This is a genomic window from Castellaniella defragrans (assembly GCF_014203015.1).
GTDB classification, from domain to species: domain Bacteria; phylum Pseudomonadota; class Gammaproteobacteria; order Burkholderiales; family Burkholderiaceae_B; genus Castellaniella; species Castellaniella defragrans.
On record NZ_JACHIB010000019.1, the window covers coordinates 20,749 to 35,049 of the forward strand.

12 protein-coding genes and 1 pseudogene are annotated in these 14,301 nt (G+C 69.4%); 9 read left to right on the top strand and 4 right to left on the bottom strand.

Annotated elements, in window-relative coordinates; all coding sequences use genetic code 11:
- The first annotated feature begins 26 nt into the window (after positions 1-26).
- The 7 genes and pseudogenes from HNR28_RS15110 to rarD all read left to right on the top strand — a co-directional run bounded on the left by HNR28_RS15110 (position 27) and on the right by rarD (position 7,587).
- A complete protein-coding gene (locus HNR28_RS15110) occupies positions 27-1,514 on the top strand; it encodes a DegQ family serine endoprotease (RefSeq protein WP_184143020.1) in 1,488 nt (495 codons plus the stop codon).
- 92 nt (positions 1,515-1,606) lie between these two features.
- On the top strand, positions 1,607-3,400 hold the full coding sequence (gene lepA / locus HNR28_RS15115) for a translation elongation factor 4 (protein WP_043680900.1): 1,794 nt from the start codon (positions 1,607-1,609) through the stop codon (positions 3,398-3,400).
- Positions 3,401-3,421: 21 nt separating this feature from the next.
- Positions 3,422-4,309: a signal peptidase I gene (gene lepB, locus HNR28_RS15120; protein ID WP_043680903.1), complete on the top strand. Its 888-nt coding sequence runs from the start codon at positions 3,422-3,424 to the stop codon at positions 4,307-4,309.
- Positions 4,309-5,052 (top strand): annotated as a pseudogene (gene rnc / locus HNR28_RS15125) (ribonuclease III); the annotation flags it as partial. The gene lepB and the pseudogene rnc, both read left to right, overlap by 1 nt.
- Positions 5,053-5,174: 122 nt before the next feature.
- Positions 5,175-6,089, top strand: coding sequence for a GTPase Era (era, locus tag HNR28_RS15130; protein WP_151025246.1), 915 nt, complete (start codon positions 5,175-5,177; stop codon positions 6,087-6,089).
- Complete coding sequence (gene recO, locus HNR28_RS15135; protein WP_151025247.1) at positions 6,082-6,672, top strand: DNA repair protein RecO; 591 nt, start codon at positions 6,082-6,084, stop codon at positions 6,670-6,672. The genes era and recO overlap by 8 nt, the downstream gene beginning before the upstream one ends.
- 15 nt (positions 6,673-6,687) lie before the next feature.
- Positions 6,688-7,587 (top strand): EamA family transporter RarD, encoded by a 900-nt coding sequence (gene rarD / locus HNR28_RS15140; RefSeq protein WP_151025248.1) that lies wholly within the window; start codon positions 6,688-6,690, stop codon positions 7,585-7,587.
- 40 nt (positions 7,588-7,627) lie between these two features.
- On the opposite strand, the gene HNR28_RS15145 is transcribed toward rarD, so the two are convergent.
- From HNR28_RS15145 to HNR28_RS15155, 3 genes are all read right to left on the bottom strand, one after another.
- Positions 7,628-8,329, bottom strand: a complete 702-nt coding sequence (locus HNR28_RS15145) for a Bax inhibitor-1/YccA family protein (protein WP_151025249.1) — start codon at positions 8,327-8,329, stop codon at positions 7,628-7,630.
- A gap of 155 nt (positions 8,330-8,484) precedes the next feature.
- Positions 8,485-8,946, bottom strand: coding sequence for a DNA polymerase III subunit chi (locus HNR28_RS15150; protein WP_151025250.1), 462 nt, complete (start codon positions 8,944-8,946; stop codon positions 8,485-8,487).
- Positions 8,943-10,457, bottom strand: a complete 1,515-nt coding sequence (locus HNR28_RS15155; protein WP_151025251.1) for a leucyl aminopeptidase — start codon at positions 10,455-10,457, stop codon at positions 8,943-8,945. Before HNR28_RS15155 ends, HNR28_RS15150 begins: the two co-directional genes overlap by 4 nt.
- A gap of 60 nt (positions 10,458-10,517) precedes the next feature.
- Between HNR28_RS15155 and lptF the strand changes: the two genes are divergently transcribed.
- Entirely contained in the window at positions 10,518-11,633 is a 1,116-nt protein-coding gene (gene lptF / locus HNR28_RS15160) for an LPS export ABC transporter permease LptF (protein ID WP_151025252.1), read from the top strand.
- A 90-nt stretch (positions 11,634-11,723) separates the two neighbouring features.
- On the opposite strand, the gene HNR28_RS15165 is transcribed toward lptF, so the two are convergent.
- Positions 11,724-12,698: a LysR family transcriptional regulator gene (locus tag HNR28_RS15165; RefSeq protein ID WP_151025104.1), complete on the bottom strand. Its 975-nt coding sequence runs from the start codon at positions 12,696-12,698 to the stop codon at positions 11,724-11,726.
- Between the two features lie 275 nt (positions 12,699-12,973).
- Between HNR28_RS15165 and HNR28_RS15170 the strand changes: the two genes are divergently transcribed.
- Positions 12,974-14,188, top strand: coding sequence for an ABC transporter substrate-binding protein (locus HNR28_RS15170; protein WP_151025103.1), 1,215 nt, complete (start codon positions 12,974-12,976; stop codon positions 14,186-14,188).
- Positions 14,189-14,301 lie beyond the last annotated feature (113 nt).

Genomic DNA, 14,301 nt, shown 5'->3' on the forward strand with positions numbered 1-14,301 from the left:
TCCCCTCATCCTCGAAGGAGAATTCCATGGCTTTTCATCTGCCGTATTCCGCCGTGGCGCGCGCGGCGGCGGGCGCCGCCCTCAGCCTGGCGCTGGCGGCCGCCCTGCCCATCGGCGCCGCCCAGGCGCAGCCGGTGGCCGCGCCCAGCGCGGCGCTGCCCGATTTCACCCAGGTGGTCGAGGCCACCGAAGCCTCGGTGGTCAACATCCGCACCACCGAGGCCGTGCCGGTGCGCCGCTCGCCCATGATGCCCGGAGACGGCGATCCCTCGGAACTGTTCCGCTGGTTCTTCGGCCCGGACTTCATGCCGCCCGGCTTCGGCCAGCCGAACCCGCAGGGTCCGCGCGGCCGGCAGCGGCAGCAGCCCGCGCCCTCCGAGGGCGAGCGCACGGTGCCGCGCGGCATCGGCTCGGGCTTCGTGATCTCGGCCGACGGCTACATCCTCACGAACAACCACGTCGTGGACAATTCCAACGGCATCTTCGTCACCATGACCGACGGCAAGGAATACAAGGCCAAGGTCATCGGCACCGACGCGCGCACCGACATCGCCCTGATCAAGATCGAGGCGTCCGGCCTCAAGCCGCTGCCCATCGGCGACTCGGACAAGCTGCGCAAGGGCCAGTGGGTGCTGGCGATCGGCTCGCCCTTCGGACTGGATTCGACCGTCACCGCCGGCATCGTCAGCGCGATCAACCGCGACACGGGCGACTACCTGCCGTTCATCCAGACCGACGTGGCCGTCAATCCGGGCAATTCCGGCGGCCCGCTGATCAATCTGCAGGGCCAGGTGGTCGGCATCAATTCCCAGATCGTCTCGCGCAGCGGCGGCTTCATGGGCATTTCCCTGGCCATCCCCATTGACGAGGTCATGCGCGTGGTCGAGCAGCTCAAGGCCCACGGCAAGGTCACGCGCGGGCGCATCGGCGTGCAGATCACCGAGGTCCAGGACGAGGTCGCCAAGGCCCTGGGGCTGGACAAGGGCCAGGGCGCCCTGGTCAGCAGCGTCGAGGCCGGCGGCCCGGCCGCCAAGGCGGGCGTGCATCCGGGCGACGTGATCACGGCCTTCAACGGCCAGGCCATCAAGCACATGACCGACCTGCCGCGCCTGGTGGGGGCGACCCGTCCGGGCACCACCGCCACGGTCCAGGTCTGGCGCAAGGGCAAGTCGCTGGAGCTGAAGGCCACCGTCGCCGAGCTCGACGACAAGACCGCCGCGGCCCAGAACGGCGAGGCGCCGTCCTCCGGCACCGGGGCGGACCGCCTGGGCCTGACGGTCAAGGCGCTGCCGCCCGACACCGGCGAGCAGGGCGTGGTGGTGGACCAGGCCGAAGGCGCGGCCGCGGAGGCCGGGATCGAGCCGGGCGACGTGATCCTGCGGATCAACGACGCCGACATCACCAGCCCGAAGCAGTACGCCCAGATCGTCAAGGACCTGGACAAATCCCGCCCGGCCGTGCTGCTGGTCAGCCGCGATCAGCAGTCCCAGTGGGTGATCATCAAGCCGCAATGATGCCCCCTGCGGGAAAAAGCTAAAATACGGCCTGAACGAGAAGGGGACGCCCCGCGGCGTTCCCTTTTCCATTTTTTCTTCCTTTCTATCCTATGGACCACATCCGCAACTTTTCCATCATTGCGCACATCGATCATGGCAAATCGACCCTGGCCGACCGTCTGATCCAGCGCTGCGGCGGCCTGCAGGACCGCGAAATGGAAGCCCAGGTCCTGGATTCGATGGACATCGAGCGCGAGCGCGGCATCACCATCAAGGCCCAGACGGCGGCGCTGCGCTACACGGCGGCCGACGGCCGCGTCTACGACCTGAACCTGATCGACACCCCGGGCCACGTGGACTTTTCCTACGAAGTCAGCCGCTCGCTGTCGGCCTGCGAGGGCGCGCTGCTGGTGGTGGACTCCACCCAGGGGGTGGAGGCCCAGACCGTGGCCAACTGCTACACCGCGATCGAGCTGGGCGTCGAGGTCGTGCCGGTCCTGAACAAGATGGACCTGCCCTCGGCCGACCCGGACGCCGCCGCCGCCGAGATCGAGGACGTGATCGGCATCGACGCCACCGACGCCATCCTGGCCAGCGCCAAGACCGGCCTGGGCATCGACGAGATCCTCGAAGCCGTCGTGGCGCGGATCCCGCCGCCCCAGGGCGATCCCGACGCGCCGCTGCAGGCCCTCATCATCGATTCCTGGTTCGACAACTACGTCGGCGTGGTGATGCTGGTGCGCATCGTCAACGGCACCCTGCGGCCCAAGGACAAGATCCTGCTGATGGCCACCGGCGCCACCCACCTGTGCGAGCAGCTGGGCGTGTTCACGCCCAAGTCCCAGCCGCGCGAGCGCCTCTCGGCCGGCGAGGTCGGTTTCATCATCGCCGGCATCAAGGAACTGCAGCACGCCAAGGTCGGCGACACCCTGACGCTGGCCGGCAAACCGGCCGCCGCGGCGCTGCCGGGCTTCAAGGAAGTCAAGCCCCAGGTATTCGCCGGGGTCTACCCGGTCGAATCCAGCGAATACGACCAGCTGCGCGATTCCCTGGAAAAGCTCAAGCTCAACGATTCCTCGCTGATGTTCGAGCCGGAAGTCTCCCAGGCGCTGGGTTTCGGCTTCCGCTGCGGATTCCTCGGCCTGCTGCACATGGACATCGTCCAGGAGCGCCTGGAGCGCGAGTTCGACATGGACATCATCACCACCGCGCCGTCGGTGGTCTACGAGGTCCTGCACCGCGACGGCACGCTGCTGCGGGTGGACAGCCCCTCGCGCATGCCCGAGGTCGGCCACATCCAGGAAATCCGCGAGCCCATCATGACGGTGACGCTGTTCATGCCGCAGGAATACGTCGGGCCGGTGATGTCGCTGTGCACGGCCAAGCGCGGCGTGCAGCTGGACATGAGCTACCACGGCCGCCAGGTGCACCTGCGCTACGAGATCCCGCTGGCGGAAATCGTGCTGGACTTCTTCGACCGCCTGAAGTCCGTGTCGCGCGGCTACGCGTCCATGGACTACGAGTTCAAGGAATACCGCGTGGCCGACGTGGTGCGCGTGGACCTGCTGATCAACGGCGACCGGGTCGATGCCCTGTCCATGATCGTGCACCGCGCCAACGCCCGTCCGCGCGGGCGCGAGGTGGTCACGCGCATGCGCGGCCTGATCCCGCGCCAGATGTTCGACATCGCCATCCAGGCCGCCATCGGGGCGGAAGTCGTCGCCCGCGAGAACGTCAAGGCGCTGCGCAAGAACGTGCTGGCCAAGTGCTATGGCGGCGACATCTCGCGCAAGAAGAAGCTGCTCGAAAAGCAGAAGGCCGGCAAGAAGCGCATGAAGCAGGTCGGCAACGTGGAAATCCCGCAGGAGGCCTTCCTGGCCGTCCTGCAGGTCGAGGACAAGTAGGAAAGTGAGAAAGGACGCCGCATGAGCTGGGATTTCGCCCTGTTGCTGTTCGTCGCGCTGGTCGTGACGGGCCTGGTCTGGCTGCTGGACGTCGGGGTCCTGCGCGGCCGGCGCCGCGCCCGCGCCGAGGCGGCCGCGCAGGCCTGCCGCAACAACGCCGCCGGGCTCGATCCCGCCGCCCTGCAGGTCGAGTGCGACCGGATCTACGAGCGGGCCAACCGCCCGTCCTGGTGGGTGGAATACTGCGTCAGCTTCTTCCCGGTGATCCTGTTCGTGTTCGTGCTGCGCTCCTTCGTGGTCGAGCCCTTCCGGATCCCGTCGGGCTCCATGCTGCCGACCCTGGAAAACGGCGACCTGATCCTGGTGAACAAGTACGAGTACGGCATCCGCCTGCCGGTGATCGACCGCAAGATCCTCGACGTGGGCTCGCCGCGGCGCGGCGACGTGGTCGTGTTCCGCTATCCGGTCGATCCCTCGGTGGACTACATCAAGCGGGTGATCGGGGTGCCGGGCGACGTGATCGAATACCGCAACAAGGTCCTGTCGGTCAACGGCACGCCGGTGCAGCGCGTGCGCGACGGCGACTACTACGAGCCCGACCGCGCGGTCTACGTGGGACAGTACCGCGAGCAGCTGGGCGAGGTGTCGCACCGCATCCTGCTCAACGTCCAGGCGCCGCAGGAACTCATGCCGATCACGCGCTTCCCGGATTTCCAGGCCTGCGCCTACCTGCCCGACGGCGTGCGCTGCACGGTGCCGGCCGGCCACTACTTCATGATGGGCGACAACCGCGACAACAGCCTGGACAGCCGCTACTGGGGCTTCGTGCCGGACCGCAACATCGTCGGGCGCGCCTTCTTCATCTGGATGAACTTCGGTTCGCCCAGCCGGATCGGCGGGTTCGAGTGATGGCCTCCCTGGAATCCCTGCAGTCCGCCCTGGACTACCGCTTCCGCGACGCGCGCCTGCTGGAACGCGCCCTGACCCATCGCAGCCACGGCATGCCGCACAACGAGCGCCTGGAATTCCTGGGGGATTCGGTCCTGAATTTCGTCGTCTCCACGCTGCTGTTCGCCGAGCACGCCGAAATGGACGAGGGCGACCTGTCGCGGGTGCGCTCCAATCTGGTCAAGCAGTCCGCCCTGGCCGACATCGCCCAGAACCTGTCCCTGTCGGCCCACCTGCGCCTGGGCGAGGGCGAGCTCAAGAGCGGGGGCTTTCGCCGGCCCTCGATCCTGGCCGATGCGCTCGAAGCCCTCTTCGGCGCCGTCTACCTGGACGGCGGCTATCCCGAGATCAGCCGCGTCATCGAGCGCCTGTACCGCCCGATCCTCGCGCACATCGACCTGCGCACCTTCGGCAAGGATCCCAAGACCCTGCTGCAGGAGCTCGTCCAGGGGCGCGGCCATCCGCTGCCGCGCTACGAGGTCGTCGCCACCCGGGGGGCGGCGCACGACCAGCTCTTCGACGTGGTCTGCGAGATCGCCCCGCTCGGCATCCGGGCGCAGGCCTCGGGCAGCAGCCGGCGGGCGGCCGAGCAGGCCGCCGCCGGCCAGGCGATCGCCGCCATCGAATCCCTGGGGCCGGTGCGCCGGGCGGCGCGCCGCCGCAAGCCGGCCCAGCTGTCCCTGCCCGTGGCCGTGGCGCAGGACGGAGCCCGGGATCCGCTCCCGGGCCAGGACCCGGCCCCGGCCCCGAAACAGGTTCAGACCCAGGCCCAGGAACAGGTCCAGACCCAGGCACGGGCGCGGGGCCAGACTCAGGACCAGAAGACATGAACGACGCTCCCGCCACGCACGACGCTCCCCCCCCCAGCCGCTGCGGCTTCGTCGCCATCGTGGGCCGCCCCAACGTGGGCAAGTCCACCCTGGGCAACGCCCTGGTCGGGGCCAAGCTGTCCATCGTCTCGCGCAAGGCCCAGACCACGCGCCACCGCATCCACGGCGTGCTCACGCGCGGCCCCGACCAGTTCGTCTTCGTCGACACCCCCGGCTTCCAGACGCGGCACGGCGGCGCCATGAACCGCATGATGAACCGGGTGGTCACCCAGGCCCTGGCGGAAGTGGACGTGGTGGTGCACGTCGTCGAGGCCGGCAAATGGTCGGCGGGCGACGCCGGCGTGGTGCCGCTGCTGCCGCAGAACCGTCCGGTGATCCTGGCGGTCAACAAGGTCGATGCCCTCAAGGACAAGAACGCCCTGTTCGCCTACGTGTCGCGCCTGATGGAGCAATTCCCCTACGCGGCGGTGGTGCCGGTCAGCGCGCTGCGCGACGTGCAGCTCGAAGTCCTGCTGCGGGAGATCGCCCGCCACCTGCCCGAGGGCGAGCACCTGTTCGAGCCCGACACCCTGACCGACCGGCCGCTGCGCTTCCTCGCCGCCGAGCTGATCCGGGAAAAGATCTTCCGCCTGGTGGGCGACGAGCTGCCCTACGGCTGCACCGTGGTCATCGAGCAGTGGGAAGAAAACGCCGAGGGCGCGCGCATCGCCGCCTGCATCGTGATCGAGCGCGACAGCCACCGGCCCATCCTGCTGGGGGCGGGCGGCCAGCACATGAAGCGCATCGCCACCGAGGCCCGCCAGGACATCGTCAAGCTGCTCGAAAAGCCGGTCTTCCTGGACGTCTACATCAAGGTCCGCAAGGGCTGGTCCGACCGCGAGGCGGCGCTGCGGGAACTGGGCTATGAGTAGACGCGGCCAGCGCATCCTGGATGCGCGCGGCTACGTGCTGCACGCCAGCCCCTGGCGTGAAACCTCTCTCGTCGTGCAGGCCTTCACCCGCGACCACGGCTGCGTCGCGCTGGTGGCCAAGGGCGCCAAGCGCCCCTATTCGGCGCTGCGCGCGGTGCTGGTGGGCTTCCAGCCGCTGTGGCTGTCCTGGACCGGCTCGGCCGAGGTCCATACGCTGACGCGCGCCGAATCCGGCCCGGTGCGGCTGCTCGACGGCCGGGCGATGATGTCGGGCTGGTACATGAACGAACTGATCCTGCGCCTGCTGGGGCGCGAGGACCCGCACCCGGGCGTGTTCGACGCCTACGAGGCCGCGCTGGACGCCCTGGCCGGCGCGCGCGGCCGCCCCCACGCCGCCGCGCTGCGCCGCTTCGAGTGGCTGCTGCTGGAGCAGGCCGGCTACGGGCTGGACGTCCCGATGCCGGACTTCGAGCAGGCGGGCGCCGAGCCGGCGCTGCGCCAGGCGCTGCGCGAGCGCCTGGACGAGCTGCTGGAAGCGCCCCTGCGCACGCGCCAGGTGCTGATGGACCTGCAGCGCTACTGAACGGGCCGCCGCGCGATGAAAAAAGGCATTCTGCTGTCGGTGGCGTCCTCGGCGCTGTTCGCCACCATGTATTTCTACGCCACGCTGATGCAGCCCTTCGACGGCGACATCGTGTTCGCCTGGCGCATCCTGATGGGGCTGCCGATGCTGGCGCTGGTGGTGCAGCGGGCGCGCGGCTGGGGGGCGGTGCGCCAGACCGCCCGGGATTTCTCCCGCGGCCGCTTCCTGGCGGCCATGATCGTGTGCTCGCTGCTGCTGGGGGTGCAGCTGTGGCTGTTCGTGTGGGCGCCGCTGCACGGTCACGCGCTGAACGTGTCCATGGGCTATTTCCTGCTGCCGCTGGTGATGGTGCTGGTCGGGCGGCTGTTCTACCGCGAGCGGCTCAGCGCCTGGCAGGCCTGGGCGGTGGCGTTCGCCGCCCTGGGCGTCGGGCACGAATGGTGGCGGCTGGGGACGGTGTCCTGGACCACGCTGCTGGTGGCCCTGGGCTATCCGCCGTACTTCATGCTGCGCCGCCGGCTGCGGGTCGATGCGCTGACCAGCCTGTGGTTCGACATGTTCTTCCTGCTGCCCGCGGCGGTCGTGATCCTGCAGGCCCAGGCGGCCGAGGCCGTGCGCCTGTTCGCCGCGCATCCGCGCCTGATCCTGCAGGTGCCCGTGCTGGGCCTGCTGAGCGCGGTGTCGCTGTCGATGTACCTGGCGGCCAGCCGCATGCTGCCCCTGTCCCTGTTCGGCCTGCTGAGCTACGTGGAACCCGTGCTGCTGTTCTGGGTGGCGTTCCTGCTGATGGGCGAGCCCGTGGCCCCGGCGCAGTGGCTGACCTACGTGCCGATCTGGATCGCGGTGGGCCTGGTGGCCGCGGAGGGGATCAGAAAATTGAAGGCCTCGCCGCCTGCGGGAGGCGGCGCGGCCTGAACCGGCCGTGCGGGCCGGGGCCCGCTTGGGAGGTTGGATGCTATTCGCGGTTGCCGCCGAAGATGCCCAGCAGCATGAGCAGGTTGGCGAAGATGTTGTACAGGTCCAGGTAGACCGCCAGGGTGGCGGAGACGTAGTTGGTTTCGCCGCCCTGGACGATGCGCTGCAGGTCGACCAGCAGGAAGGCCGAGAAGATGCCGATGGCCAGCACCGACAGGGTCAGCATCAGGGCCGGGAGCTGCAGGAAGATGTTGGCCACCATGGCGACCAGCAGCAGCACCACGCCCACGAACAGGAATTTCTGCAGATGGGTGAAGTCGCGCTTGGTGGTGGTGGCGACGGCGGCCATGACGCCGAACACCGCCGCGGTGCCGCCGAAGGCCAGCATGATCAGCTGGGCGCCGTTGCCCAGGCCCAGGACGTGGCCCAGCAGGCGCGACAGCATCACGCCCATGAAGAACGTGAAGCCCAGCAGCAGGGCGACCCCCAGCGAGGAGTTCTTGTTGCGTTCGATCATGAACATCAGGCCGATGGCGCCGACCAGGAAGATCAGCGTGCTGATGCCGGGGCTGGTGGCCATGGCCTGGTTCATGCCGAAGGACAGGCCGACGGCGGCCCCCAGGACCGTGGGGATCAGCGACAGCGCGAGCAGCCAGTAGGTGTTGCGCAGGACGCGGTTGCGGACGGCGGCCGGTGCGGCGTAGGCGCCGGCGTTGGGAAGCGTGTGGCGGAAGTCGGTCATGATGGCGGATTCCTGTGGTGCGTGGGGCCGGCGCGAAACGCCGGCTGGAATGACTCCAATCTTACAACAAGCTGAACGGTATCGTCCATGCGAGGAAGACATCGTCCGGCACCCTCCCGGAAGGCCGGGACGGGGTGGTTCAAGGACTTGGACACTCAGCCGCCGGGATGGTTCCCCACGGCGGGGTGGTCGGCCGGCAGGCGGTGGCCCCGCACCTCGTGGCCGGCCTGCTGGTACAGGGACCAGCGGCGCCGGGCGGCCTGAATGTCGGCCTCGTGGCCGGAGACGATTTCCAGGATGCGCTCGAAGCGTTCGGCCCGCGGCGGGCAGTCCAGGTCCAGGTTCAGCAGCCAGCCCAGGGGCGGCGTGCCGGCCAGGGTCTCGGCATCGGCCACCAGGACCACATCGGCCTGGCCGGCCAGGGGATCGCCGGCCAGGGCATGCGGGATGAAGCTGGCCGGCTCGAATTCCCAGAGCAGGGCGTCGAAGCGCTGCAGGCGGCGCGCGTCGGTGCAGTACACCAGCAGCCGGCGGCCGGCGCCGACGTGGCGCGCCGCCGTGCGGCAGGCCATGCGCAGCCGGTGCGCCGCGCCGTAGGCGAAATCCACCCGGGTCATGCGGCCGCGGGCGCCTGCGCCGGGCACTGGCCCAGCAGGTAGCTCACCAGCAGGGGCACGGGGCGGCCGGTGGCGCCCTTCTGCTTGCCTTCGTGCCAGGCGGTGCCGGCGATGTCCAGGTGCGCCCAGGGGTACTTGCCGGTGAAGCGCGAGAGGAAGCAGGCGGCGGTCACCGAGCCGGCGGGCCGGCCGCCGATGTTGGCCATGTCGGCGAAATTGGATTTCAGGAGATCCTGGTAGGCATCGTCCAGGGGCATGCGCCAGGCCGGGTCCAGCGCCCGGCGGCCGGCGGCGAGCAGGTCCGTGGCCAGGGTCTCGTCCTGGGTGAACAGGCCGCTGTTGACGTGGCCCAGGGCGATCACGCAGGCGCCGGTCAGGGTGGCGACGTCGATCACCGCGGCGGGCTTGAAGCGTTCCGCGTAGGTCAGGGCGTCGCACAGGATCAGGCGGCCCTCGGCGTCGGTGTTGAGGATCTCGATGGTGCGGCCCGACATGCTGGTGACGATGTCGCCGGGCTTGTTGGCCGTGCCGCTGGGCAGGTTCTCGCAGCTGGGGACGATGCCGATGATCTCGCGCGGCAGGTTCAGCTCGGCCACGGCGCGCATCGTGCCCAGCACGCTGGCGGCGCCGCACATGTCGAATTTCATTTCGTCCATGCCCGGGCCGGGCTTGAGCGAGATGCCGCCGGCGTCGAAGGTGATGCCCTTGCCCACCAGCACGATGGGGGCGGCCTTGCGGGCGGCGGCCCCGGCCGGGGTGTGGCGCAGGACGATGAAGGCGGGGGGCTCGGCCGAGCCGCGCGCCACCGACAGGAACGAGCCCATCTTGAGGGCCTCGATCTTTTTCTGGTCCAGCACTTCGGCCTTCAGGGTCTTGAACTGCTTGGCCAGGCTGCGCGCCGTATTGCCCAGGTAGGTGGGGGTGCAGACGTTGGGGGGCAGGTCGCCCAGCAGGCGGGCGAGGTTCATGCCCGCGCCGATGGCCGCGCCCTGGTCCAGGCCGACGCGCGCGCGGGCGGCCTGGCCGCGGCCCAGGTGCAGGACGAAGGCGCGCAGCTTGGCCGCGGGCTTGGGCTTGCTGAAGGTGGTGTCGTAGCGGTAGGTGGCGGCGCTGGCCGATTGCGCGGCCGTGCGGGCGCAGTCGGCGACGTCGGCGTCGGCGCAGGGCAGGGCGCACAGGGTGGAGACCGCGTGACCGACGCCGGCGCGCACGCAATAGGCGGCCAGGGCCTCGTGGGCGCGCGCCAGGGTGGCCGCCGGGAGGCGTTCCTGGGCGCCCAGCCCGAGTAAAATGACGCGTTCGGCGGCGATGCCGGCGGGGGCGTGCAGCGTCAGGATGGCGCCGGGGGTGGCATCGAATTCCGCCTTGGCGATGGCCCGGATCGCGCCCTTGGACGCCTGGTCCAGGGCCTCGGCCGCGGGGCTCAGGACGCCGTCCTGGAACACGCCCACGGCCAGGGCCTGGGTCTTCAGCGTGTGCAGGGATGCCGACGTCGTTGTGCTAAATTCCATTCGTTTTCCTTGGGTCCGGTGGATTCGGGGATCAGACGGTCCATTATTCCGCATTTTTCCATGACATTGTTCAAGCGCGCCGTCTTTTCCGAGATCACCAGCCACGCGGGCATCGTGTTTTCCACCCTGCTGGTGGTGTGGCTGAGCGTGCTGATCGTGCGCCTGCTGGGCGAGGCCGCCAACGGCGACATCGGCGCCAACGTGGTGCTGGGCCTGGCGGCCTTTTCCAGCATCACCGCGCTGCCGGTGATCCTGTCGGTGTCCCTGTTCGTGGCGGTGCTGACCACCGTCACGCGCAGCTACCGCGAGTCGGAGATGGCCGTCTGGTTCGCCAGCGGCCTGTCGCTGGCCCAGTGGCTGCGTCCGGTGATGCGCTTCGCCCTGCCGGTGGCGGCCGTGGTGGCGGTGCTGACCCTGTCCGCCTCGCCCTGGGCCTATGGCCAGATCGCCGAATACCGCCAGCGCTTCGAGCAGCGTTCCGACCTGTCCAAGGTCTCGGCCGGCCAGTTCATTGAGACCGACGACGGGCGGCGGGTCTTCTTCGCCGAATCGCCCACCCGGCCGGACGACGAGCTGGGCCGGGTGGTGGCGCGCATCATCGAGCCCGAATGGCTCAGCGTGGTCACGGCCGAAAGCGCCGCCATCCGCACCGAGCCCAACGGCGACCGCTTCCTGGTGCTGGGGCCGGGCCACCGCTACGATCTCAAGCCGGGCTCGCCCGAGATCCGGCTGCTGAACTTCGACCGCTACGGCGTGCGCATCGAGAGCCGCACCGACCCCGGAGCCCTGGAAGCCAGGCGCCAGGAGGCCCTGCAGCAGATCAAGGCGCGCCCGACCCTGGACCTGGTCGCCCTGGGCGACCCCGAATCCATGTCGCAGCTGATGTGGCGGCTGTCGCTGCCGCTGGCGGTGCTGAACCTCGCCCTCATCGCCCTGCCGCTGGGGGCGGTGAATCCGCGCCTGGGGCGTTCGGGCGACCTGCTGATCGCCGGCCTGCTGGCGCTGCTGTACATGAATCTCATCAATCTGTCGCGCGGCTGGATCGCCAACGGCGTGCTGTCGTTCGGGGTCGGCCTGTGGCTGGTGCACGTCGCCTTCCTGGCCCTGGGCCTGGGGCTGATGTGGCGGCGCCTGCGCATGCCTCGGCCCAGGCGGCGCAGGATCCGGGCGGCCTGACGACCCGGATTCCGCCCGACGCGGGCCGCCGGCCGCGCGCGGCGACCCCCGGGACGTGCGCTTCGCGCGCAGGTTCGCCCGCGGGGCGGCTCAGGCGGCCGCCGGCGCGGCGCGGCGCCCCGGGGCGTAGGACGGCGTCCAGTCGCCGGCGGGAGTGCGCAGTTCGCGGGCGCGGCCCTGCAGCAGGTCGCGGTTCAGCGCCACGGCCTGCTTCAGGTAGTCCCACAGGGCCATCACGCGGCGCGTGCGGCGCAGGTCCTCGTGGCAGTACATCCAGAAACTGCGCGTGACCAGGATCGAGTCGGCCAGCACGGGCTCCAGGCGCTCGTCCTGCGCCGCCAGGAAGCAGGGCAGGATCGCCAGCGCCTGGCCGCCCAGGGCGGCGTGGTACTGGGCCAGCACGCTGGTGCTGCGGAACACCACGCGCGAAGGCTGCACCAGGTCGTCCAGGTAGCGCAGCCGGTCGCTGAACAGCAGCTCGTCCACGTAGCCGATGAAGGTATGCCGGCCCAGGTCCGCCTGGCGCCGGATCGGCGCGTGGCGCGCCAGGTAGTCGCGGGTGCCGTACAGCCGCAGGCTGTAGTCGGCCAGCTTGGTGCACAGGTAGGGGCCGCGCTGGGGGCGTTCGAGCGCGATGGCGATATCGGCCTCGCGCTTGGACAGGCTGATGAAGCGCGGCACCGGCATGATGTCCAGCGTCATCGCCGGGTGGCGGCGCTGGAAATCCACCATCAGGGGAGTCAGGACCGTGCTGCCGAAGCCTTCCGTGGAGCCGATGCGCAGGTGGCCGGAAGGCATCTGGGCGGCGCCGGACAGGGATTCGCGGGCCGCCAGCAGGGTGCTTTCCACCTGCTCGGCGTGGGCGAAGAAGCGCAGGCCTTCCTCGGTGGGGGTGTAGCCGCTGGCGCGGGATTTCTCGAACAGCGTCACGCCCAGGTCCTGCTCCAGCGCGCGGATGCGCCGCGTGACGGTGCTGTGCCGCACGCCCAGGCGCTGCGCGGCGGCGCTGGCCCGCTGCGTGCGGGCGACTTCCAGGAAATAGCGGATCGCGTCCCAGTCGGCCATGGTGTTCCCCCTGCACGTTTCCTTGTGCAATTATCGTCAACGAATGTGCAAATATTTTGATGGTAATAAGTTTTTTACACAACTAAACTGGGCCAGGGAGCAAGGGAACCTTTGCCCGGATGCGCCGAGGCACGCGGCGCGAGACCCGTCCGGAGGTTTCCTATTCCTCATCCCGCCGCGCAGACGGCGGACCTGCGGACCCGCCGGACGCGCCCGGCATGCGCGCGGCGCGCGGACGTGTCCACGGGACCCCCAACGACAACGGAGACAAGACCATGCAGAGATTCACCCCCACCCTGGCGGCGGCCCTGTGCGCCACCGCGATGTCCCTGTCCGTTTCGCAGGCGGCGACCCCGCCCGTCAAGATCGGGGTGCTGACCGACATGTCCGGCACCTACGCGTCCATGGGCGGCATGGGCTCGGTGGCGGCCGCGCAGCTGGCCATCGACGACTGCCTGAAGGCCGAGTGCAAGGACATGAAGATCGAGCTGGTCTCGGCCGACAACCAGAACAAGGCGGACGTGGGGGCGGCGCGCGCCCGCGAGTGGTTCGACCGCGACGGGGTGACGGCGATCGCCGACCTGACCAATTCCGCGGTGGCCCTGGCGGTGCAGAACATCGCACGCGAAAAGAACAAGGTGGTGATGTTCTCCGGCCCGGCCACCACGGACCTGACCAACAAGAACTGCTCGCCGGTGGGCTTCCACTGGATGTTCGACGTGTATTCGCAGTCGATCGGCGGCGTCAAGGCCATGTTCGACAAGGGCGGCAAGTCCTGGTTCTTCATCACGGTGGACTACGCCTTCGGCCACTCCCTGGAAAAGGGCGCCTCCGACATGGTCAAGGCCCTGGGCGGCACGGTCAAGGGCTCCGTCCCGCATCCGCTGAACGCGCCCGACTTCGCCTCCTACCTGCTGCAGGCGCAGAGCTCCGGCGCCCAGGTCGTGGCCCTGGCCAACGGCGGCCAGGACACCGTCAACGCGATCAAGCAGGCGCGCGAATTCGGCATCGTCAAGGGCGGCCAGCGCCTGGCGTCCCTGCTGGTGTTCCTGTCCGATCTGCGCGCGCTGGGCCTGGAAAACGCCCAGGGCCTGAGCTACGTGGACGGCTTCTACTGGGATTTCGACGACGCCTCGCGCGCCTGGTCCGACCGCTTCGCCCAGGCCTACCAGGGCAAGAAGCCCACCATGACGCAGGCCGGCGTGTATTCCAGCGTGCGGCATTACCTGAAGGCCGTGGCGGCCACCGGCTCCACCCAGGGCGACACGGTGGCGGCGAAGATGCGCGAGATCCCGATCCAGGATCCGATCATGCACAATGCCTCGATCCGTCCCGATGGCCGGGTGATCCACGACATGTACCTGTACGAGGTCAAGACCCCCGCCGAATCCAAGGGCGAATGGGACCTGTCCAAGCTGGTGGCCACGATCCCGGCCCAGGACGCCTTCCAGCCCCTGTCGGCCTCGACCTGCCCGCTGGTCAAGCATTGAACCGGGCCCCGGGGCCGATACCGGACCGGACCCGGGCCCGATACCGATTTCCGCTTTGTTCCGCTTTGTTCCACTTTGACGAACGTCACCGGACGTTCACCGAATCTACCCAG

Excerpts from the sequence above, each read along its gene's own strand:
- HNR28_RS15155 (WP_151025251.1), bottom strand. The coding sequence starts at position 10,457 with ATGGAATTTAGCACAACGACGTCGGCATCCCTGCACACGCTGAAGACC.
- HNR28_RS15165 (WP_151025104.1), bottom strand. The coding sequence starts at position 12,698 with ATGGCCGACTGGGACGCGATCCGCTATTTCCTGGAAGTCGCCCGCACG.
- lepB (WP_043680903.1), top strand. The coding sequence starts at position 3,422 with ATGAGCTGGGATTTCGCCCTGTTGCTGTTCGTCGCGCTGGTCGTGACG.
- HNR28_RS15150 (WP_151025250.1), bottom strand. The coding sequence starts at position 8,946 with ATGACCCGGGTGGATTTCGCCTACGGCGCGGCGCACCGGCTGCGCATG.
- HNR28_RS15110 (WP_184143020.1), top strand. The coding sequence starts at position 27 with ATGGCTTTTCATCTGCCGTATTCCGCCGTGGCGCGCGCGGCGGCGGGC.
- HNR28_RS15170 (WP_151025103.1), top strand. The coding sequence starts at position 12,974 with ATGCAGAGATTCACCCCCACCCTGGCGGCGGCCCTGTGCGCCACCGCG.
- recO (WP_151025247.1), top strand. The coding sequence starts at position 6,082 with ATGAGTAGACGCGGCCAGCGCATCCTGGATGCGCGCGGCTACGTGCTG.
- lptF (WP_151025252.1), top strand. The coding sequence starts at position 10,518 with ATGACATTGTTCAAGCGCGCCGTCTTTTCCGAGATCACCAGCCACGCG.
- rarD (WP_151025248.1), top strand. The coding sequence starts at position 6,688 with ATGAAAAAAGGCATTCTGCTGTCGGTGGCGTCCTCGGCGCTGTTCGCC.
- HNR28_RS15145 (WP_151025249.1), bottom strand. The coding sequence starts at position 8,329 with ATGACCGACTTCCGCCACACGCTTCCCAACGCCGGCGCCTACGCCGCA.
- lepA (WP_043680900.1), top strand. The coding sequence starts at position 1,607 with ATGGACCACATCCGCAACTTTTCCATCATTGCGCACATCGATCATGGC.
- era (WP_151025246.1), top strand. The coding sequence starts at position 5,175 with ATGAACGACGCTCCCGCCACGCACGACGCTCCCCCCCCCAGCCGCTGC.